The organism is Burkholderia sp. BCC1644 (assembly GCF_902833225.1).
GTDB lineage: Bacteria > Pseudomonadota > Gammaproteobacteria > Burkholderiales > Burkholderiaceae > Burkholderia.
Genome location: NZ_CADFEI010000018.1, coordinates 104210 through 124991, shown reverse-complemented (window position 1 = coordinate 124991; position 20782 = coordinate 104210). Strand labels below are relative to the sequence as shown.

Genomic DNA, 20782 nt, shown 5'->3' with positions numbered 1-20782 from the left:
TTCTTACTGACATTCGCTCACAGCTTGCGCCCTGCATTTTTCCAACGAAATGGATGTCAAGCATCAGCATTTGTCAGACAAATCAAGCAAAGCGCAATCCTCAAAGCTTAGCTCAGAATGCCCGAAATACCTCACGCTACACCTCTGCGCGAACAATCCATGCACGTGTGTCGTTCAACTCTGGGGCGCTAGCGTTTTTGCAACCATGTCACTGGGGGCTGCCCCGACGCTGTTCGGCATGCTTGTGCATCGCTCGCAAATATAAATCGACAAGCTGCCCCGAGATCACTGGCGGCGAGAAGCGTCGCTCATATGCACGTCGACCTTCGCGGCCGAGGGTAAGTCTCTGCTTGGGGTTCTGAAGCAATGTCACGATGGAACCTGCGAGATCGTCCGAATTCCCGGGCTCGACAAGCAATCCACCGTTGCTTTCGCCAAGGATTTCAGGGATGCCACCGACATTGCAACCCACGCACGGGACACCGAACATCATCGCCTCGACGTAAATCAAGCCGAACGACTCGAATCTTGAGGGTGCGACAAACAACGATGCACTCTCGAAAAGTGCGTCCACCTCCGAGTCCGAGATCTTTCCGAGAAAGTGGACCTGCTTCGCCAGTTCCGAATACCGTCGCGTGAAAATCTGGCGGAACGTTTCTTTCGAACCAGGCGCAGCAATCTGGTCATCACCTGCCAGATTGAAGTGCACATGCGGTAAACGCTGGAGCACCTTCGGAATTGCGTCCAGAAGAACGTCAATGCCCTTACGAAGCTCCAAACGTCCCAGGAAGAACACTTCAAGCTTCGGCTGCTCGCGCGCAGGCAATCCGCTTGAGCGATCCTCGAGTGAAAGATTGCAAATTTCAACACTCGACGGATTCATTACGATCTCGTTCCGTGTCTCGATTTCGTCAACGATTGCTCGGCTGATGGCGCGAATGGAATCACACTGGGCCAGGATGAAATTCTCCGCCTCCAACGCCGGCAGAACGAAGTTCTCCATATGCTCCTTGTCATCGCGCCACTCTGGATGCGATTCCAACGCAATACCAAGTGAAGTCTGAAGACTCACCACCACCGGAAACTCTCCGGAAGTGGTAAACGCGATTGCCTCGTTATCCCAAACCGGAGCCTCCACGACATCAACCTTGTGTCGCGAGTTGATGTTCCGAACCTCGTCGAGCATCGCCCGCGAATAGCACCATTGGCTCGGATGTACTTTGAACGGAAGATCTGCCGGTTGATCGTCATACCAACCGGCCGTGAGACGATGGACCCACACCCCATCCTCCCAGTCGATCCGAGCATCGCTTTGCACGAGCGTGAGAACATGGACGATATGACCAAGAGCCGCAAGCGCTCGGGCCTGAACCCCAATAAAGCGAGCAATGCCGGAATCCACCGCATCGTACTGCCGGCACAGCAACACGACACACAGCTGCGCCTCTCCGGCCGAACGCGTGGCGCTGGCTGGCAAAAAGTCCGACGCATGAATTTCCAGCAAATCCGCAGTCAGATATTTCGCAGGCGCCTGGTATCGCTCAAGCGCGTCATTGCGGGCCTTTACATAAACGGCAGGAAGATTCGCAAGCTTCTCCGCGGGAAGCTCGCCGTGCTCCACAAACCACTTTGCGTCTCGAAGATGGGCCTGATAAACGTTCTCACCATGCGTCAAAGCGGCGTCTATACCGACTTGTGGACTTGCATAGCGTAACGCGAAATACAATGTGTTTTTCAGGATCGGATAGTGATGCACAGTTGCCTTGCGCGCATTCCGCATATGACTCGGCAAGAACTTGTGATGCACCAGCGCATGATCAATCTGTACGACCTTGTACCCTGCATCGATTACCCGAACACACACATCAGTTTCGTCGAGGAAGTACTCGTACTCCTCGTCAAAACCGCCGACATCGAGCAACACGTCACGCCGAAACGAACTATTCGTTCCGATCAATGCGCTGAATTTAAACGCATGGGGAAAACTGTAGAGATCCGATGGATCCTTCTTCTCCTTTGGCCATGCGCTGCCAAATCGGTCGCAAATAATATTGGTAGCCTGATAGTCAATACCGGTCTGGTCGAAAACATGACCACCTACTGCCCCGACGTCGTCGCTTGTGTAAGCTGCAAGCAATCGCTCCGCCCAGAAGGGTTCCGGAAAGGCGTCGTCATCGATAAAGGCCACGACATCACCGGAAGACGCAGCAATGCCGATGTTTCTGGATACCGACAAATTGAATTCGGAACAACGCAGAGCCTTGATTCGACCCGCATATTTCGAAAGAATCTGCTCCGTATGGTCCGTGGACGGCCCGTTCACCACGACGATTTCCATCTGCGGACAAGCTTGCTGAAAAAGCGAACTGATCGTTTTATCCAGGCTTGTTGCACGATTGCACGTATTAATAACGACAGAGAGTGTCTTCGGATTTGCCCGCATGTTTTACTCGACTTCCAGTTCCATTTCAAAGCACAGGCCATTTTTGCGACCACGCGCCAGCCATCGGACGGTTTCGAAGCCTGCTTCGCGCAACAACATGCTTAACTGATCCGGCATCAGCATGTTGTAGTGAAAATCGCCACCGTAATCCTGCCCGCCGAAAAGAACCGTGCGGAAATGTTCGTATGGATAGGTTCCACGATAATACTCGTCAAACATATGCTCGGCATCGGGCACTATTACGTGTAGTGTTCCACCCGGCTTCAAGATCGAACGCCAATAGGGCAGAACCTCTCTTCGCAACTGCTCTTGCGGAAAGTGCTCAAGCAGATGTGCCGCGCGCAGAACCGATACCTCGCCGTTGCCGAACGGAAGACGGGTAGCCTCGGCGACAATATCAACACCCGGCAATTCGCGGGAGTCTACATTGATATGATCAGCCAACGGAAGGTGTCCGCAGCCAATGTTCAGCTTCAAGCCTGTAATACGCGCTTCTTCAACTTTCGCGGTATTAATGATTCGCGCCGACACCGCGTCAGGCTTTTCTGCAAATGCAGCAGCGGCACCGTACTTCAACTCGAACAGAGTTTCCCGTCGAACAAACTCAATTCGGCTATACGCACGCTGAAGCGAGGCACGAATTTCGTCAACACCTTCGTTCAATGCAGCCGCACCAACAGCAAGCTGCTCCACACGGGCAGCATGGTCGCCTTCGCGCGCGGCACACTCGGCCCGCACGACATTCAATGCATGTTGAATGGCAGCGGACGCACTATCTTGCCTGTCAATCAATTCACAAGCGCCATCAATCCTTGACGCCAACTGACCTCGCTCAAGGCTCTCACGGTCGAACTCTTGGACGAGCCGCGCACATTCAGCGCGAAGAGTTCCAAGTGCATCGCCGACGATGTCGAGGCGCGCCTCCTGCTGCGCGATCCGATGTACAGATTGGTCCATGCGTTGCACTTCACTTGCTGCACGTAAAGTCGAGTGGTCTACCAGTTGCTCAAGCACGCTGACACGCGAATGCACTGCCTGAGCCAGAACGGCGCACTCTTCAACTTTTGCAAGTGAACGCTCCAGCTCTTCGTCCCTCTGCGTCGTGTCGACAAACAGTTTTGCGAATTCTGCATCGTGCGCCTCGAGCGTCGTGAGTGCACGCTCAAGTCGACCAGAAATACTCGACTTCCAGCCAGGTGTCCCGGTTTGTCCGATCTCTTGCTTAAGGGCAATCAGCCGCGTCAACTGGTCACGCATCGTCGCAGGGATCGACGAAGCGAAGTTCCTGAAGGCTTCCAGTTCATGTGCAATCCGCTGAATTTCCGCCGCCAGAACAGATACGGTCGAACGGAGTTCGGACGCCTCACGTTGTGAAGCCTGCTCCCGTTCGTTGAAGGCATTAATCTCCAACTCCGCCATTCGCCGCTCAACGGCGCGCATTGTCGCGGGAATCGACGAAGCGAAATTCCGGAGCGAATCCAGTTCCTCGGTAACCCGCTGAACCTCAGCCGCCAGCGTAGCCCCGATCGCATGGATTTCGGACGATTCGCTTTGCGACGAATGCACCGGTCCATTTGCGACCTTACTCTCCAATGCCGCCAATCGACGCTCGACATCGCGCATGTACTGGTGACTTGAATTCACTGTATTGAAGATAGGGTCGAGATCGCGCTGCTGCTCGAGCTGCGCCTCCACTGCCTCGATTCTGAGGCGGCCTTCGGAAGCCAGTTCGCGTCCTGCTCTAATATCGCGCAAAACTGCAGGAGCATCGCCTACGAGCCGCAAGGCAGCGACGATCGTTCCCAAGACTGGGATTTCCATGACGCGCTCACCGATGGCAGCGAACTTCATGCCATGGACTCGAACCCCGAGCTTTCGCGCCTCCGCGCTTCTTGCAATACTTCGCACAACAGCGAACTTGCTCCTCCCGCTGCCAAGCATCTTGCGATAGTGCTGCCGCCCCGCCGGATCTGGCTCTCTCAGCAAAATCCTTTGGTAGCATTGTTCGATGAGTTGTTCGCCGTTATATGGCAAAAGCTCGGACAGGATTACGGTCTGCATATTCTTGACTCGGAACGCGGATTGTTACGAAAACAGGAGCCGACGCCGACTGAAATTAACTCACCCGCTAGATTTCACAAATCAAGCTGAATCGAGGAAAACGGGCACCATTAATTCAAGCTGCTGTTTAATAAAAATCTGAACTGACAAAAGACTCAACATGCCCCGAATTTCACGCATGAACGCGGCCACGTCCGCGCACAAAATTTACAGGTTGAGCCCGATACCGTTGGTCTGATTCGTCGATATCGCTTCGCCGGTGGGCAACGGTATCGACGCACGCCCAATCCGCGCTTGCCAACGACAATAAAACTGAAAGAACTTCAAGCAAGCGGCGGCACTAGCCTAGCTCCGTCACCATTACCTGGAACATCACTTGAATGTCTGCACGCCCGTCACTACCGGATACGCCACCGAGAACACCAGATTCAATACTTTCTGGATCTCGGTGACCGGCGCGTTCGACACATACAGCAGGTCCTTGTTGTCGATCATGAAGCTCTGGGCAACAAAAAACGAATTCGGATCTTTGAGATTCACACGATACACAACCGGCACCTTGCCATCAGCCGTGGTACGAACAGGGGCATTTGGCCATTGCAGCGCGGTTGCATCTTCAAGCCGAAAAATGAACACTCCGCGCGGATCGGAGCGCGAATCCTGCAGCCCGCCAGCACGTGCCAACGCCTGCGCAAGCGTAATACCCTGCGCCTCGAAGTTGAATTCTTGATTCTTGCCGGTCGCGCCCAGGGACGTGAAGCTGTACGGCTGAAACAACGCCGTTACCACATCCCCGGCATGCAGCGGAACATTCTGGCGCGGATCACGGATGACGGTTTCCAATGGCAACGACACTACTTTATCGCCACGCGTGACCTGAATCGTAATTTTGTCTATCGCCTGGCGCACCCCACCCGCGCTCGCCAGGGCATCGAGCACCCGCTCTCCGCGGGCCGTAAGCTGCATGCGGTTGCTGTTTGCCACATCCCCGACCACGGTCACATATGACGTGACGTTTCGCGACAGCTTGACCAACACTTGCGGATCGTGCGCCATATACTTCAGGCGCTCCATGATTTCACGCTGCAGTTGAGTCGGCGTGCGCCCGGCAGCCCTCACGAGACCGATGAACGGCACGCTGACGTTCCCGTCGCCATCGATCATCTGATCAGGCAGAACAGTCGCGTGCGCGCCGCTGCTGGCACCCGTCTTCGCATCGGCCTGCGCGGCACCAAATAGCGTTGCAGGTGGCGCCTCCCAGATCGACACCTCGATCGTGTCGCCAACACCTAATTGCCGCTGGAATGCCGTGCCGTTGCCCAGCGCAGCAGAGAAATCGGCGTGGGTTCGTTCGGCCAGGAGCTTGCGCGCAACTTCGTCCGTGACATCGACGACCTGGATACCCGTAGAATTTGGTGCCTGTGCCGCATCATCAATCTGCGACCGGCTCGGTCCGGATGTAGGAATTGCCCCCGCACAGCCAGCCAGCAAGGCCGCTCCCCCGATAATCGAAACGCAAAGAGCATTCATCCGAACACGCGACATTGCTTGGTAGTCTTGGTAAATTACGGTCGGCGCAAATTGTCGCACGTAACAGAATCAAATAGAATGTTGCGAGCAAAAAAACCACGTCAGCGGGACTGTGCGTCCCTGCCGCGCATCCGTTACCACAAAAATCTTGTATTCGCGTGTCACATATCTTGTTGGACGTCACCCGCCTGCTGTCTCGCCTCTCCGATGGCTTGCGGCCGACTGGCGTGGACCGCGTGGGGCTAGCCTATGTGGAAAGGTATGGCGCCCAGGCAAACGCGGTACTGAGCGAGCGTGGATTTTCCGCCGTTTTGACTGACAGAGATTCTCAGCAAATATTTGAAATGCTGCTGTCGTCCGCTCGTAATCGTCGTGCGATTCAAAAGCTGGTGGTGCGTGCCGTCGTGAACCAGCTACGCTTTAAAAGTTTCGCACGCAGCATTTTGTTGCATACGAGCCACAACGGAATGGAGTTTCAGCGCTATTACCACGCCATGGCGCGCCGGAACGCCCGCTCCGTATTCATGGTGCACGATCTGATTCCGCTCACGCACGCGGAATACTGTCGGCCCGGCGTCGACAATGCTCACCGGCTACGCATTCATACAGCCCTGCAGCACGCCACTGGTCTGATTGCCAACTCACGGGCCACGCTTGACTCGCTTGCCACCGAAGCCAACCTCGCCGGGCTCCCCCTGCCGCCAACCGTGGTTGCGCCCTTGGCGTCCGGCGTCGCCACATACCCTCAGGGGTCGAGCCCTCTGGATCATCCGTATTTCGTCATGCTCGGCACCATCGAGCCGCGCAAGAACCACTGGTTCATGTTGCATGTGTGGCGCCGGCTCGTCGAGCGGCACGGTGCGGCTGCGCCGAAGCTCGTCGTCATCGGACGACGCGGGTGGGAATGCGAGAACGTGATCGATATGCTCGATCGTTGCTCGAGCCTGCGCGGCGTAGTCATAGAAGAAGCCGATTGCTCCGACGAGCAACTTCATATTTGGCTGCAGCACGCGCGTGCGCTTCTTTTCCCGTCGTTTGTCGAAGGCTACGGCATGCCGCTCGTCGAAGCACTCGCGCTACGAGTGCCTGTGCTCGCCAGCGATCTCGGCGTATTTCGCGAAATCGTCGGCGACATTCCCGACTACCTCGACCCACTGGACGGCCTCAACTGGCTTGCTCACATCGAAGCATACCGTCAGCCGGAGTGCGCGGAGCGCGACGCGCAACTCGCGCGTATCGAGCACTTTCGCGAACCCACGTGGGCAGAACACTTTGCCTGCGTCGACAATTTCCTGGCAACACTGCAATAGATGAGCGATCCGGCACGCCATTACCCGAATCTGCGTGATCCGGCATTCGATCTTCGCAGCATCACGCGCGGATCGCGTTTCATCAGTTGGCTGATGCGGCGGTCGAATTGCATCTGGACAGACACTCGCACGGGACGACTCATGCTGCGCATCGCTCGCGCCGCTGGGTTCGACGTCCATGCAGCCTCGCCGGGCCCGCTATTGGCACGCAATGGCCGACGCATGCCGCTACTTTCCTGGTTCGTCGTGCATCGCACCGAAACCGGACCACAAACGCTTTTCGAAGCGATCAGCAGCACATTTGCTGCCACCAACGACGCGGGCAAATCACCCGACGTCGCAAAACTGATGGAGCGCGTGCTCGCCAGCTACGCGCTGGATCCGCAACACCGGGTGCCACGCTGCCCGCCAGCCCTGCTGGCGCCGCCCCGCGCCCCGCGAGTGCTGCTGGTCGACGAACGCATGCGATCTGCATGCACGGACGAGTCACCGAGCAAGCGTCGAAAGGCGTTCGAACAGATGATCGAAAACGCGCTCGCATCGCATCCCAACGCCCAGTTCTGGCTAGCGCGTAGCGGTGACTACGGTACCGGTCATTGGCTGTCGTCATTGGTCCGCAACTTGCCGCCCGGTACACAATATGTCGGCGACGAGTATTCGACCTGCGCCGCACTTCGCCACGTCGACCATGTCTATACGGTAACGGCGCCCGAGGGCATGTATGCATTGCTGGCTGGCGTCCAGGTCCACACATTCGGCGCGCCCTACTATGCGGGCTGGGGGCTGACAAACGATCACGGCGTGACGTGCAACCGCACAACGAGGCCAACCTTGGCCGCACTTTTCGATGTCGTATTCCTGCGCCTGGCGTATTACCTGGACCCGGCAACGCACGCGCCGGGCAGCCTTGATGTGTTGCTCGACAGCATTGAATTGCAGCGCTCAATTGCAAACCGGTTCGCCGATCTGCGCGAGGTGGTCGGCGTGCGCTTCCAGTGGTGGAAGCGCCCGTTCGCCACGCCGTTCCTCACTGCCGGCGGTGGCACGTTGCGCTGGGCACCTGAGCCCGGCTCGCTGCGCCCCGGCGAATGCGCGGCACTTTGGGGTGCCCGCAGCTCGGACGGTGTGCCCGAAGGCGTGCGTCACGTGAGAATCGAGGACGGCTTTCTCCACTCGACCGGACTCGGGTCGGACATGATTGCCCCCCGCAGCCAAGTGGTCGACATGAGCGGCCTGTATTTCGACGCAAGCCGCCCGAGCGACCTCACGACTCTGCTGAATGGAACGACATTCAGTGAAACGGAGCTGGCACGGGCCGCCAGGTTGCGCACGCGGATCGTCCAATTTGGCTTGACAAAATACAATCTGGGTCGGCGCAAACCGACATGGTTGGCACCGCCCGGGAAACAAGTTGTGCTGGTCCCGGGGCAGGTGGCCGATGATGCTTCCATCCGCCTTGGGACGCGTGCAATTTCCACCGCCGACGCGCTGCTACGTGAAGTGCGTGCACGCCTCCCCGAGGCTTTTGTCGTTTACAAGCCCCATCCCGATGTCCTTTCCGGCAACCGGAGCGGCCTCGTCAATGCCGAGCGGCTAGCCGATGTTGTCGATGTCGAATCGGATCTCGTGTCACTGATCGACGCGGCGGACGAAGTTCATACGCTGTCGTCACTCGCCGGCTTTGACGCGTTGCTGCGCGGCAAGGCCGTATTCACGTACGGACTGCCGTTTTACGCAGGCTGGGGCCTCACACACGATGCAATTGCCCCCATGCCCTGGAGAAACCGTAGTCTGTCGCTCGACATGCTCACGGCGGGTGTAATGCTACGCTATCCAATCTATTGGGACTGGCGCCTGCAGCTATTCACGACCCCCGAAGCCGTGATTCAGCGGCTCGCGCCGCTTGCGGCGCGCCCGCTTGCCCGAATAAGCGCTGATCATGCGCGAACCTTCCTGAAGATCATTCGCTGGAGCCGCAATGCAACGCATCACCTGGCTTGGCGCTGGCGGCAAATCATGAAGAAACGGGCTCGCGAAGTATCGTGAACCAGTCACAAAATTGGACACTTGACTTGGGAATTGCAACCATGAACATCCATCCGGTAATTCTGTGCGGCGGCAGCGGCACCCGCCTTTGGCCGATGTCGCGCGGCGGCTATCCGAAGCAGTACCTGAAGTTGACGGGCAATCAAACGCTCGTCCAGCAGACAGCTGCTCGCCTTCAGCACATCCCGGGCACCACGGCCCCCATCGTCGTCACCAATAACGAACAGCGCTTCCTGGTCGCGGAACAACTCCGTCAGGTCAGCATCACGCCATCGTCGATCGTGCTCGAGCCGGTAGGTCGCAACACCGCGCCCGCGATCGCGATTGCCGCGCTGCTCGCGCTGCACGAATCACCCGAGGCGCTGCTGCTAGTGCTGCCGTCGGATCACGTCATTCTCGACGAGCCGGCATTCATCGCCGCAGCAACCGAGGCGGCGGCAATCGCTGCGGACCAGCACCTCGTCACGTTCGGCATCACGCCGACAGAAGCGCACACCGGCTTCGGCTACATCCGCCGCGGCCCGGCCATCGTCGACGACAAGCAGGTCTACAAAGTTGACGCGTTTGTCGAAAAGCCCGACACCTCGACGGCCGAGCGCTTCCTCAACGATGGCAATTACTACTGGAACAGCGGCATGTTCATGCTTAGGGCGTCCACGTACATGGAGGAGCTGCATCGCCATGCGCCGGAGATTGCCCGCCAGGCAGAACTCGCGTTCGAATCCGCCAAGCGGGACAACGACTTCGTCCGCCTCGACGCCGACGTGTTCGCGGCCTGCCCGAACGTCTCGATCGACTACGCGGTGATGGAAAAGACCGAGCGCGCAGCCGTCGTCGCGGCGGCCGACCTCGGCTGGAACGACATCGGGTCGTGGAGCGCGCTCGCAGACATCGCGGACGCCGACGATCACGGCAACGCGCTGATCGGCGACATCTTCACCGACTCGGTGAAGAACTCGTATATCCGCGCTGAACACCGGATGGTTGCGGCAATCGGCCTCGACGACATCGTTATCGTGGAAACCGCCGACGCCGTGCTGGTCGCCCACCGCGACAAGACGCAGGATGTCAAGAAGATCGTCGAGTGGCTGAACGCCTCCGGTCGCCACGAATCGGTCACGCATCGCCGCGTTGTCCGCCCGTGGGGTTCCTACGAAGGCATCGACCAGGGCGACCGCTTCCAGGTCAAGCGCATCATCGTGAACCCGGGCGCACAGCTTAGCCTGCAGATGCACCACCATCGCGCCGAGCACTGGATCGTCGTCAAGGGTACGGCAATGGTCACGAACGGCGACAAGGAAATCATGCTGACCGAAAATCAGTCGACCTACATCCCGCTCGGCGCAACGCACCGCTTGAGCAATCCCGGCAAGATCCCGCTCGAGTTGATCGAGGTGCAATCAGGCGCATACCTTGGAGAAGACGATATCGTTCGCTTTCAGGACACGTATGGCCGGGAGTCCGCACAGTGAACGCGTTGCGGTAGCCGAGATCGAAGCTTCTGCATCCGGGGTCGCGCGAAAAATCGTGCGCCCCGCAGACCTCCTGTCGCCACGATCGTCCAGCCGCGGGGTAAACAGCTGAAATCGCAAGCTACGCCAAGATAAATTAACAGCAAGTCACCAATAACAATACTAGCAAGATGCCGACCGCCATGCGCCGCAATGGCATAAAGCAAATCAAGAGGATGCCATGAGAAAAACTCTTTACATTGCAAGCGAAGTCCGCTCCGGGTCAACATTTATTGCGGAATCCATCTCGTACTATCTCAACGAGCGATTTGGATATGAATTCTGGGATCTGGCGCAGGAGCGATTCTCCGGCTTACACGCAGAATCGACCGCAGATGAAATAATTGGAATCCAGAGCAATCTGTATCTAAACCCTGAAGGATGGGCCTCGTCGAAAATAATGTGCAAGGCCCTCTCCATTATAAAGCGAGAGTCGGCAAATTCCGATGCCGTAAAAGACGCCTTCTTTGGCCAGAACGCCTATTGGATTGTGATAAGAAGGAAGAATAAAATACAACAAGCAATCAGCCTTGCAATGGCAAAGAAATCCGGACTTTACCATTATTACGGTGACCCCAATGACGCTCCGGACAACAACATCAGCTCCGATTCAGTAGAAATCGAGGAGGCGCTTAAATCAATTTTGCTATCCGACATCTACCTCGAATCATTCGCCAGCGCCCTCCCGCAGGATCGCCGCATTGAGATAAGCTACGAAGAATTCCTCAGCGATAAAATTGAAAACATTAATAAATTAAATATGCTATGCAATTTTCCACCCAATGAAGAAGCAACTCATGAATTTAATCTCGCAAAGATAAAACAAACGGCGCAAAGCGAAAAACAAATAGCGCACGCCAAATTCGTTGACTGGTTCCTGGAAAATTATTACTGAACATAGGCCCGCTACCGATGGCACATCAACTGTAGTCGCAAGTTTTATGCGAGTTCAAATTATATAGCGCACGAAATTCAATGAACTCGCACCGCTCTACACTTTCAAATGATGCCCCAACACTGAACCAACATACACCGCAGCATCGACGACCGCAAACAGGAACACGGATAGTGAAGCCAGTGGCCGCCTAATCACTACCCCACCTCACCTATCGCCGATCACTTTACTTCTGCTCGGTACTAGAGCCGTGTTGTTGATTACCGCCAGGAGCACTGCCGCACCTTCGATTCTGGTACTGCCACGCTCGCGGCTAGATGCAGCTTGGACTGTGCCCGCCCAGCAAACACCCATCCGCTAACGGTCCGTTTTTTGTGCTCCGAATGAATGCCGGTGTGCTCACCCGATGATCGATTCGATCAGCATACGTTCGATTTTTTCACGCCCGCCATCCCAAGCACAACGCGCTGCCAGACGCTTTGCGTTGCCATCGTCAAGTTGACCCTCCAGGGTAGGTCCAGCCCATCCACGGCACCGCCACGTGGAGTCACCGAAAGTCGGTCGACGTTCGCTCCGATCGTCGTCATTTCGCGAGTCCGTCTCGTACTTTCTTCCATATACTGTCACCCGACAACGTCAGAATCACTTTGCCTTACTCGCACAAATAACAGGATGTAGATACACATTCTGAAATGTAAGCAGTTCCTGGCCAACGCTGAAAACAACGAGGAAACCCCGGATGAGATCAGACACACAGACTGGCAACCCAGGCAAAATCGCGTTAGCTCGAGAAACGTTCGCCCAACGTCAGGCAGACATGACGTCCAACTGGTACGAGGGAGTCAAGCAACGCGAGGGGGATGTCGATGCCTACATCGCAAAGCGGCACGACGCATACCTCGGTCGATGGAAAGAGGCTGCCCGGTTCATTCGCGACGGATCGAAGGTGCTGGATGTCGGCGGCGGCAACCTCTTTCCGAAGTTGCTCGACTACCTGACGGATCGCAAATTCGATTACTGGTATCTCGACGTGGACCAGCGTGCCGTAGACGGTTCGCGCGCAAGTGCGGCGGCGTATGGCATTCCTGGTGATCACTTCGCGTTCGGCTACAACGATCAATACTCGTTCCCGGATTCGACCTTTGATGCAGTTTTCTCGTCGCACTGCATCGAACACAGCTTCGATCTGTTCAGCACATTCCGCGAACTGAACCGCATCATCAGAATGGGGGGCAACCTGTTGATGGCCGTACCATTTGGTTGGGAAGTCAACCCGGAACATCCGTATTTTTTCGGGCCAAACCACTGGGTGGCACTAGTCGAAGATGCGGGATTCGAAATACGAGTCGCGCAGGTCGGAAGCGAGTACCCCGAGGTAGGCCATGACTTCTTCATTGCTGCTCGCAAGATCGGCGAACCGAATCTGGACTGGCGCATCAAGCCGGACGATTACAGAAAGGAATCCTACATATTCGTCAAGCACGATGCCGCCGCCGTGCGCTACGTGGGAAGTCATTCGCTGACGACCCGAAAAGATGGTTCGCACCTGCGTGGCAGCAACTGGGCTATCCGGGTGAATTTCCCGGACGCGGTCGAAGTATTACCCATCTTTCACAACCACGGGTGGTCGGGTATCGTGCAGATCACCGGGGGCGCCCAGATTTCGCACCACGACCTTTTCTCATGGTTCCCCACCGTGCAGCCGGCGCGCCACCTCATTACTGCTCCAAGGCACAAGGATCGTGAACTGATCATCCAGCCTTGCGGCAAGAATCCTGCTAGCCGCGCGATGGAAGCTGTGGTCTATGGGTTCATGTACCGCTAATCGAATAGCGCCTTCCTGTCCGTCATTCCTTACGCCACGGACGAAGAAATTTCTATAATGATCTGAATTTACTGATACTGTCCGACCAAGAGCCCCCATGATCGACCTCGCCACCGCCCAGCAATTCCTGATGACCCGCGGCCTCGACTTCGGCCTCAACCTCCTCGCCGCGATCGTCTTGTGGTTCGTCGGCCGCTGGGCGATCCGCATCGGTACCCGCCTGCTCGGCAAGGTCGTCCGCCGCAGCGGCAAGGTCGACCCGACGCTCACCGACTACCTGACCTCCGTCGTCGGCGTGCTGCTGACGATCCTGCTGATCCTCGCGATCCTGCAGATCTTCGGCGTGCAGACCACCTCGTTCGCCGCGCTGCTCGCCGGCCTCGGCCTCGCGATCGGCACCGCCTGGGGCGGCCTGCTCGCGCACTTCGCCGCGGGCGTATTCATGCAGGTGCTGCGCCCGTTCAAGATCGGCGACGTGATCAACGCGGGCGGCGTCACCGGCACGGTGAAGGAGCTCGGCCTGTTCGGCACGACGATCATCACGCCCGACAACATCGTCACGATCGTCGGCAACAACAAGATCTTCTCGGACAACATCGCCAACTACAGCGCGACGTCGTACCGTCGTGTCGACCTGACCGCGAAGATCGCGAACGGCGTCGATGCGGTTGACGCGATCAACCGCCTGAAGACGTCGATCCAGCAGATCCCGAACGTGCTGACCAACCCGGCACCGGACGTCGGTGTGTTCCAGTTCACGCCGGAAGGCCCGTTGCTGTTCGTGCGCCCGTCCACGGCGCCCGAGAACTACTGGCAGGTGTACTGCGACACCAACCGCGTGATCCTCGAGACGTTCCGCGACGCGCAATACCCGACGCCCGAAACGCCGGTCTCGCATCGCAACGCGTAACGGCATCGACCGACGAAAAAAAAGCGTGGCACTCGCCACGCTTTTTTATTGCGCCGAAGCAAAAGAAACGCGCGCGCTCAGCGCCCGCCCGTCTTCTGCGCATTGTCCGACTGCTTCCCGCGTACCAGCTTCCACACCGCGCCGAGCGCGACCGGCACGATCGCCGCACCGATACCGACCAGCACGATCACGTTCAGGTACTGGCGGATAAACGGGATGTTGCCGAAGAAATAGCCGAGCAACACGAGCAGCAGCACCCAGACCAGCGCACCGATCACGTTGAAGAGCTGGAAGCGCGCGGCGCTCATCGACGACGCGCCCGCAACGAACGGCGCGAACGTGCGCACGACCGGGATGAAGCGTGCGAGCACGATCGTCTTGCCGCCGTGCTTGTCGTAGAACGAGTGCGTCTTCTGCAGCGCGGCGCGGTCGAGGAAACGCTCGAGCACCGGGATATGCGTATTGAACACCTTCGGGCCGACCCAGCGGCCGATCAGGTAGTTCACGGTATTGCCGGAGATCGCCGCGACGAGCAGCAGTACGATCAGCGCGCCGACGTTCATTTCGCCCGTCGCCGCGAACGCGCCGCCGATGAACAGCAGCGAATCGCCCGGCAGGAACGGGAACACGACGAGCCCCGTCTCGCAGAACACGATCAGGAACAGCACGAGATAGACCCACGCGCCGTACTGCCGGATGAAGTCGCCGAGGAAGGCGTCGATATGCAGGACAAGGTTGACGAAATGAAGCAGCGTATCCAAATGCAATTCCTCGAAGGCGATAGGGCCGGAACGGCCGGAAATGGCGGAAGCGCCCGCCAGCCAAGGCGGCGCGCGCAATGGAGTCATGATACCGAAACTACCTTAAGGCTCCGTGAAAAAACGTAACGGCCCGCCGCCCCGGCACGCGCGTGCGGCCTCGCTATAATTCGGCCATGTCCGATATCACCGAAACGGCCGCGGGCGCCGCGCCCGCCCCCGCTCCGCGCCCGCTGCGCGCGATCCAGCCCCTGCCCGACCAGCTGATCAGCCAGATCGCCGCCGGCGAGGTCGTCGAACGCCCGGCGTCGGTCGTCAAGGAGCTGCTCGAGAACGCGATGGACGCCGGCGCGACGTCGCTGCGCATCGTGCTGGAAGAAGGCGGCGTGAAGCGCATCTCGATCACCGACGACGGCTGCGGGATCCCGCCCGACGAGCTGGCGCTCGCGCTGATGCGCCATGCGACCAGCAAGATCCGCTCGCTCGAGGAGCTCGAAGCCGTCGCGACGCTCGGGTTCCGCGGCGAAGCGCTCGCGTCGATCGCGTCGGTCGCCGAGATGTCGATCACGAGCCGCACGGCCGATGCCGCGCACGCGATGAAGATCGATGCGCAGACGGGCGTGCTGTCGCCCGCCGCCGGCTCGACCGGCACGACGATCGAGGTGCGCGAGCTGTACTTCAACACGCCCGCGCGACGCAAGTTCCTGAAGAGCGAGCAGACCGAATTCGGCCACTGCCTGGAAATGATCCGCCGCGCGGCGCTCGCGCGGCCGGACGTCGCGATCTCGGTGCTGCACAACGGCAAGGCCGTCGAGCACTGGAATGCGACCGAGCCCGCGCAGCGCGTCGCGAAGATCCTCGGCGACAGCTTCGCGACCGCGCACCTGCCGCTCGACGAACAGGCCGGCCCGCTGGCCGTCTACGGCTGCGCCGGGCTGCCGACCGCAAGCCGCGGGCGCGCCGACCAGCAATATTTCTTCGTCAACGGCCGCTTCGTGCGCGACAAGCTGCTGACGCACGCGGTGCGCGCGGCCTACGAGGACGTGCTGCACGGCGACCGCTACCCGTCGTACGTGCTGTTCCTCGACCTGCCGCCCGAAGCCGTCGACGTGAACGTGCATCCGTCGAAGATCGAAGTGCGCTTCCGCGATTCGCGCTCGATCCACCAGTACGTGTTTCATGCGGTCCAGCGCGCGCTCGCGCGCCACGCGGGCGCGTCGCCGGAAACCACGGCGGGCGGCCACGCCGCGCATATCGAACCCACGCCGCGCGGGCCGTCGTCGTTCCTCGACACGCCGCTCGGGCAGAGCCAGGGCCACGCGACCGGCGGCAGCGCCGGCATCGGTGGTAGCGGCTTCTCGTCGCCGTCGTCCTCGTCGTCAGGCAACACCTGGATGCGCCAGGCACGCATGACGCAGGGCACGCTGCCCGTCGCGCAACCGCTCGCGCTTTACGACGCGATGTTCGGCCGCAAGGATACGGGTGCCGGCACGCCGGACGGCACGACAACCGTCGCAAGCGATTCGGCCGGCGCACCCGTCGCGTCCTTGCCGGGCTTCACCGCATCACCGATCGCCGCCACCACGCACGACGAGCAGCCGCTCGGCTTCGCGCTCGGCCAGATCCACGGCATCTACGTGCTCGCGCAGAACGCGTACGGCCTCGTGATCGTCGACATGCACGCGGCGCACGAGCGGATCCTGTACGAACAGTTCAAGAACGCGCTCGCCGACCGCACGGTGGCCGTGCAGGCGCTGCTGCTGCCGATCTCGATGACGGCCACGCCGGTCGAGATCGGCACGGTCGAGGAAGAACGCGACACGCTCGAGTCGCTCGGCTTCGACCTCGCGGTGCTGTCGCCGACGACGCTCGCGATCCGCGCGGTGCCGGCGCTGCTGAAGGATGCCGACCTGCAGTCGCTCGCGCGTGCGGTGCTCGCCGACCTGCACGCGTTCGGCGGCTCGCGCGTGCTCACCGAGCGCCAGCACGAACTGCTCGGCACGCTCGCGTGCCATCACGCGGTGCGCGCGAACCGGCGCCTGACGCTCGACGAGATGAACGCGCTGCTGCGCCAGATGGAGGCGACCGAGCGCGCCGACCAGTGCAATCACGGCCGGCCGACCTGGTATCAGCTCACGCTGAACGATCTCGACCGCCTGTTCATGCGCGGCCAATGAGCGCTTCACCGCAGTCCGCTCCGACGACGATCGCCTGCCTGCTCGGCCCCACCGCTTCAGGCAAGACGGCCGCGGCGCTGGCGCTCGCCGCGCGCCGCCCGATCGAGATCGTCAGCGTCGATTCGGCGCTCGTCTACCGCGACATGGATATCGGCACCGCGAAACCGTCGCGCGAAGAGCGCGCGAGCGTGCCGCACCACCTGATCGACATCATCGACCCGGCCGACGCGTATTCGGCCGCGGAATTCCGCACGGACACGCTGCGCCTGATCGGCGAGATCATCGCGCGCGGCCGCACGCCATTGCTCGCAGGCGGCACGATGCTGTACTACAAGGCGCTGACGCAGGGGCTCAACGACCTGCCCGGCGCCGATCCGGACGTGCGCGCGACACTCGATGCCGAAGCCGAGCGCGACGGCTGGCCCGCGCTGCATGCGCGGCTCGCGCAGGTCGATCCCGACACGGCCGCGCGGCTCGCACCGAACGATTCGCAGCGGATCCAGCGTGCGCTCGAGATCTTCATGCTGAGCGGGCAGCCGATGTCGGTGCTGCTCGCCGCGCCGCGCCGCACCGACGATGCGGCCGCCGCGTTCCGTTTCGTGCCGGTCGCGCTCGAACCGTCGGATCGCGCGGTGCTGCACGCACGGATCGCGCAGCGCTTCGACGCGATGCTCGATGCAGGCTTCATCGACGAAGTCGAACGGCTGCGCCGCCGCGAGGATCTCCATCCCGACCTGCCGTCGATGCGCTGCGTCGGCTACCGGCAGGCGTGGGAATTCCTCGACGGCGACACCGACTACCGGACGATGCGCGACAAAGGCATCTTCGCGACGCGCCAGCTCTGCAAGCGCCAGATCACGTGGCTGCGCGCCATGCCCGAGCGGATCGTCGTCGACTGCATCGCGCCGGACTCGACGGCCCGTGCACTCGACGCGCTCGAACGCGCCCTCGACGGCAGCATGCCGGAAGGCTGATCGCGTCAGCCCGCGTGACGCGCCGCGAGGCGTGCACGCGCGCCGTCGACGATCCACGCGATGCCGTGCTCGAACGCGTCGTCGCCGCTGCGCTCGCGCAGCGCGGCCCAGCCCTTCGCGAGCAGCGGATACTCGGCCGCATCCGGCAATGACGCGTCGGCATCGGCGTCCGGTTCCGCCTGCTCCTCCAGCACCCAGCCGACCACGAAGCGGCCGATCGCAACCATCACGTCGACCGCTTCGTCCGGCGTGAAGCCGGCTTCACCCAGCAGCGCGACCTTGCGCTCGATCGAACTGAAATGCAGCGCGCGCGGCCGCGTCCCGGCATGCAGACGCGCGCCGTCGCGATAAGCCAGCAGCGCGCGACGGAAGCTGCGCGCATTCTCTGCAAGCCACACATCCCACACGTCGCCCGGCCGCGGTAGCGACGCATCGTGGCGCTCGAGCATGATCGCCTCGGCCATCGCATCGAGCAGCTCGGCCTTGTTCCTGAAATGCCAGTAAAGCGTCGGCGACTGCACGCCGAGCCGCTCGGCGAGCCGCCGTGTCGACAGTCCATCGATCCCCACTTCATCCAGCAGGTCGAGCGCCGCGCGCAATACCGTGTCGCGCGTCAGTCGCGCCCCTGTGTCCTTCATCTCTATCACCGATAGGGAAACTATGGAATAATCACCACTCTATCATCGATAGAGTCGCCCTCTTGAATCCGTCCCTGATTGCCATCCTGGCCACGGTCCTGCTCGACGCGATCGGCGTCGGGATCGTGATGCCGATCCTGCCCGGGCTGCTGCGCTCGCTCGCCGGCGCAGGCAGCATCGATACCCATTACGGGATCCTGCTCGCGCTGTACGCGTTCGCGCAGTTCCTGTGCGCGCCACTGCTCGGCGCGCTGAGCGACCGCTTCGGCCGCCGCCCCGTGCTGCTCGCGTCGCTCGCGGGCGCCGCGCTCGACTACCTGCTGATGGCGCTCGCGCCGACGCTCGCGTGGCTTTACGTCGGGCGGCTGGTCGCGGGCATCACCGGTGCGAACGTCGCGGTCGCGACCGCCTATGTGACCGACGTGACGGCCGAACCCGACCGCGCCCGGCGCTTCGGCCAGCTCGGCGCGATGATGGGCATCGGCTTCATCGCCGGCCCGCTGATCGGCGGGCTGCTCGGCGCGCTGCACGTGCGCGCGCCGTTCGTCGCGGCCGCGCTGCTCAATGCGCTGAATCTCGTGCTCGTATGGCGCGTGCTGCCGGAATCGCGGCCGCGTTCGGCGCGCGAAGGCCAGACGGTCGGCGCGCTCAACCCGTTCGCGAACCTGCGCCGGCTGAGCGGCGCGCCCGCGCTCGTGCCGCTGATCGGCATCTACGTGATCGTGGCGCTCGTGTCGCAGGCGCCCGCGACGCTGTGGATCCTGTACGGCCAGGAACATTTTGGCTGGTCGACGCCGGTCGCGGGGCTGTCGCTCGCCGGCTACGGCGCGTGCCACGCGCTTGCGCAGGCGTTCGCGATCGGGCCGCTGATCGCGCGGCTCGGCGAGCGGCGCGCGCTCGCGCTGGGCCTCGCGGGCGACGCGCTCGGGCTTGCGGTGATCGCGTTCGCGACCGCCGCGTGGGTGCCGTTTGCACTGCTGCCGCTGTTCGCGGCCGGCGGCATGACACTGCCGGCGTTGCAGGCGATGCTCGCGCGGCAGGTCGACGATGCGCGCCAGGGCGAATTGCAGGGCACGCTCGCGAGCGTGGCCAGCCTGATCGGCGTCGCGGGGCCGCTGGTCGTCACCGCCACCTATACGGCGACGCGCGCGACATGGCCCGGGCTCGTGTGGGCCATGGCTGCCCTGCTCTACCTGCTCGTGCCACCGTTGCTGGCCGGCGCGCGTCCGGCTAGCGCGCCGCGGCAGTCCACATGAGCATCTGCGGGCGGCGGCGACGGCGCCCGCGCCACCGCGCTCAGTGCACGAGCGTCACGAGATTCGCGTCGCGCACGAGCTGCCAGCGGCCGTCGGTCTTGCGGAAGATCGTCAGCGTATGGCCCGAACGACGGATCGTGTCGCCGCCCGGCGGCGTCGCCTCGATTTCGATGAAATTACGCATGTACGCCCAGTCGCCGATCACGCGCAGCTCGTCGATCCGGTAGCGGCCGTCGACCTTCGGCGCGTGCTCGGCGCCCACGTTCGCGTCGCGCGACGCGGCCGCGAACGCCGCCTTGTCGAACGGCGGCTTGCCGGCCACCATGAAGATCGCGTCGTCGGCGATCAGGTCGAGCACGGTGGCCAGATCGCCGCGCCGGCTCGATACGAACCAGTTTTCCACGAGCGTGCGGATCGCATGTTCGTCTTCGGTCATCGTCGTCCCTCC

Annotated in this window: 15 protein-coding genes; 9 read left to right on the top strand and 6 right to left on the bottom strand. The window is 60.8% G+C overall.

The genetic code is table 11. From position 1 onward, the window contains the following. Window positions 1-208 precede the first annotated feature (208 nt). The 3 genes from HWX87_RS29635 to HWX87_RS29625 form a co-directional block, all read right to left on the bottom strand. Window positions 209-2443: a glycosyltransferase gene (locus HWX87_RS29635; protein ID WP_176050570.1), complete on the bottom strand. Its 2235-nt coding sequence runs from the start codon at window positions 2441-2443 to the stop codon at window positions 209-211. Between the two features lie 3 nt (window positions 2444-2446). Then, window positions 2447-4504, bottom strand: a complete 2058-nt coding sequence (locus HWX87_RS29630) for a DUF4214 domain-containing protein (protein WP_176050569.1) — start codon at window positions 4502-4504, stop codon at window positions 2447-2449. A gap of 372 nt (window positions 4505-4876) precedes the next feature. After that, a complete protein-coding gene (locus HWX87_RS29625; protein ID WP_176050597.1) occupies window positions 4877-6049 on the bottom strand; it encodes a polysaccharide biosynthesis/export family protein in 1173 nt (390 codons plus the stop codon). Window positions 6050-6192: 143 nt separating this feature from the next. On the opposite strand from HWX87_RS29625, the gene HWX87_RS29620 reads away from it, so the two are divergent. The 6 genes from HWX87_RS29620 (at window position 6193) to HWX87_RS29595 (ending at window position 14531) form a co-directional block, all read left to right on the top strand. After that, window positions 6193-7344 (top strand): glycosyltransferase family 1 protein, encoded by a 1152-nt coding sequence (locus HWX87_RS29620; protein WP_176050568.1) that lies wholly within the window; start codon window positions 6193-6195, stop codon window positions 7342-7344. Continuing rightward, on the top strand, window positions 7345-9390 hold the full coding sequence (locus tag HWX87_RS29615; protein WP_176050567.1) for a capsular biosynthesis protein: 2046 nt from the start codon (window positions 7345-7347) through the stop codon (window positions 9388-9390). It begins immediately after the preceding gene. A 41-nt stretch (window positions 9391-9431) separates the two neighbouring features. Then, window positions 9432-10862 carry a mannose-1-phosphate guanylyltransferase/mannose-6-phosphate isomerase gene (locus HWX87_RS29610; protein ID WP_176050566.1) on the top strand — a complete coding sequence of 477 codons (1431 nt, stop codon included), beginning with the start codon at window positions 9432-9434 and terminating at the stop codon, window positions 10860-10862. Window positions 10863-11082: 220 nt separating this feature from the next. Beyond that, the gene (locus HWX87_RS29605; protein WP_176050565.1) at window positions 11083-11796 is read left to right on the top strand and encodes a Stf0 family sulfotransferase; all 714 of its coding nucleotides are present in this window, start codon (window positions 11083-11085) and stop codon (window positions 11794-11796) included. A gap of 817 nt (window positions 11797-12613) precedes the next feature. Further along, window positions 12614-13621 (top strand): methyltransferase domain-containing protein, encoded by a 1008-nt coding sequence (locus HWX87_RS29600; protein WP_176050564.1) that lies wholly within the window; start codon window positions 12614-12616, stop codon window positions 13619-13621. Between the two features lie 97 nt (window positions 13622-13718). Then, window positions 13719-14531 (top strand): mechanosensitive ion channel family protein, encoded by an 813-nt coding sequence (locus tag HWX87_RS29595; RefSeq protein ID WP_176050563.1) that lies wholly within the window; start codon window positions 13719-13721, stop codon window positions 14529-14531. Window positions 14532-14608: 77 nt separating this feature from the next. On the opposite strand, the gene HWX87_RS29590 is transcribed toward HWX87_RS29595, so the two are convergent. Continuing rightward, complete coding sequence (locus HWX87_RS29590; protein ID WP_176050562.1) at window positions 14609-15292, bottom strand: DedA family protein; 684 nt, start codon at window positions 15290-15292, stop codon at window positions 14609-14611. 173 nt (window positions 15293-15465) lie between these two features. On the opposite strand from HWX87_RS29590, the gene mutL reads away from it, so the two are divergent. Together mutL and miaA are read left to right on the top strand one after the other, a co-directional pair. Beyond that, entirely contained in the window at window positions 15466-17466 is a 2001-nt protein-coding gene (gene mutL, locus HWX87_RS29585; RefSeq protein ID WP_176050561.1) for a DNA mismatch repair endonuclease MutL, read from the top strand. Beyond that, on the top strand, window positions 17463-18440 hold the full coding sequence (gene miaA / locus HWX87_RS29580) for a tRNA (adenosine(37)-N6)-dimethylallyltransferase MiaA (protein ID WP_176050560.1): 978 nt from the start codon (window positions 17463-17465) through the stop codon (window positions 18438-18440). The genes mutL and miaA overlap by 4 nt, the downstream gene beginning before the upstream one ends. Window positions 18441-18445: 5 nt before the next feature. On the opposite strand, the gene tetR is transcribed toward miaA, so the two are convergent. Further along, the gene (gene tetR, locus HWX87_RS29575) at window positions 18446-19078 is read right to left on the bottom strand and encodes a tetracycline resistance transcriptional repressor TetR (protein WP_176050559.1); all 633 of its coding nucleotides are present in this window, start codon (window positions 19076-19078) and stop codon (window positions 18446-18448) included. A gap of 62 nt (window positions 19079-19140) precedes the next feature. Here tetR and tet point away from each other — a divergent pair, with 62 nt between their 5' ends. Continuing rightward, on the top strand, window positions 19141-20334 hold the full coding sequence (gene tet, locus HWX87_RS29570) for a Tet(A)/Tet(B)/Tet(C) family tetracycline efflux MFS transporter (protein WP_176050558.1): 1194 nt from the start codon (window positions 19141-19143) through the stop codon (window positions 20332-20334). 40 nt (window positions 20335-20374) lie between these two features. On the opposite strand, the gene HWX87_RS29565 is transcribed toward tet, so the two are convergent. Continuing rightward, a complete protein-coding gene (locus HWX87_RS29565) occupies window positions 20375-20770 on the bottom strand; it encodes an SgcJ/EcaC family oxidoreductase (RefSeq protein ID WP_176050557.1) in 396 nt (131 codons plus the stop codon). Window positions 20771-20782 lie beyond the last annotated feature (12 nt).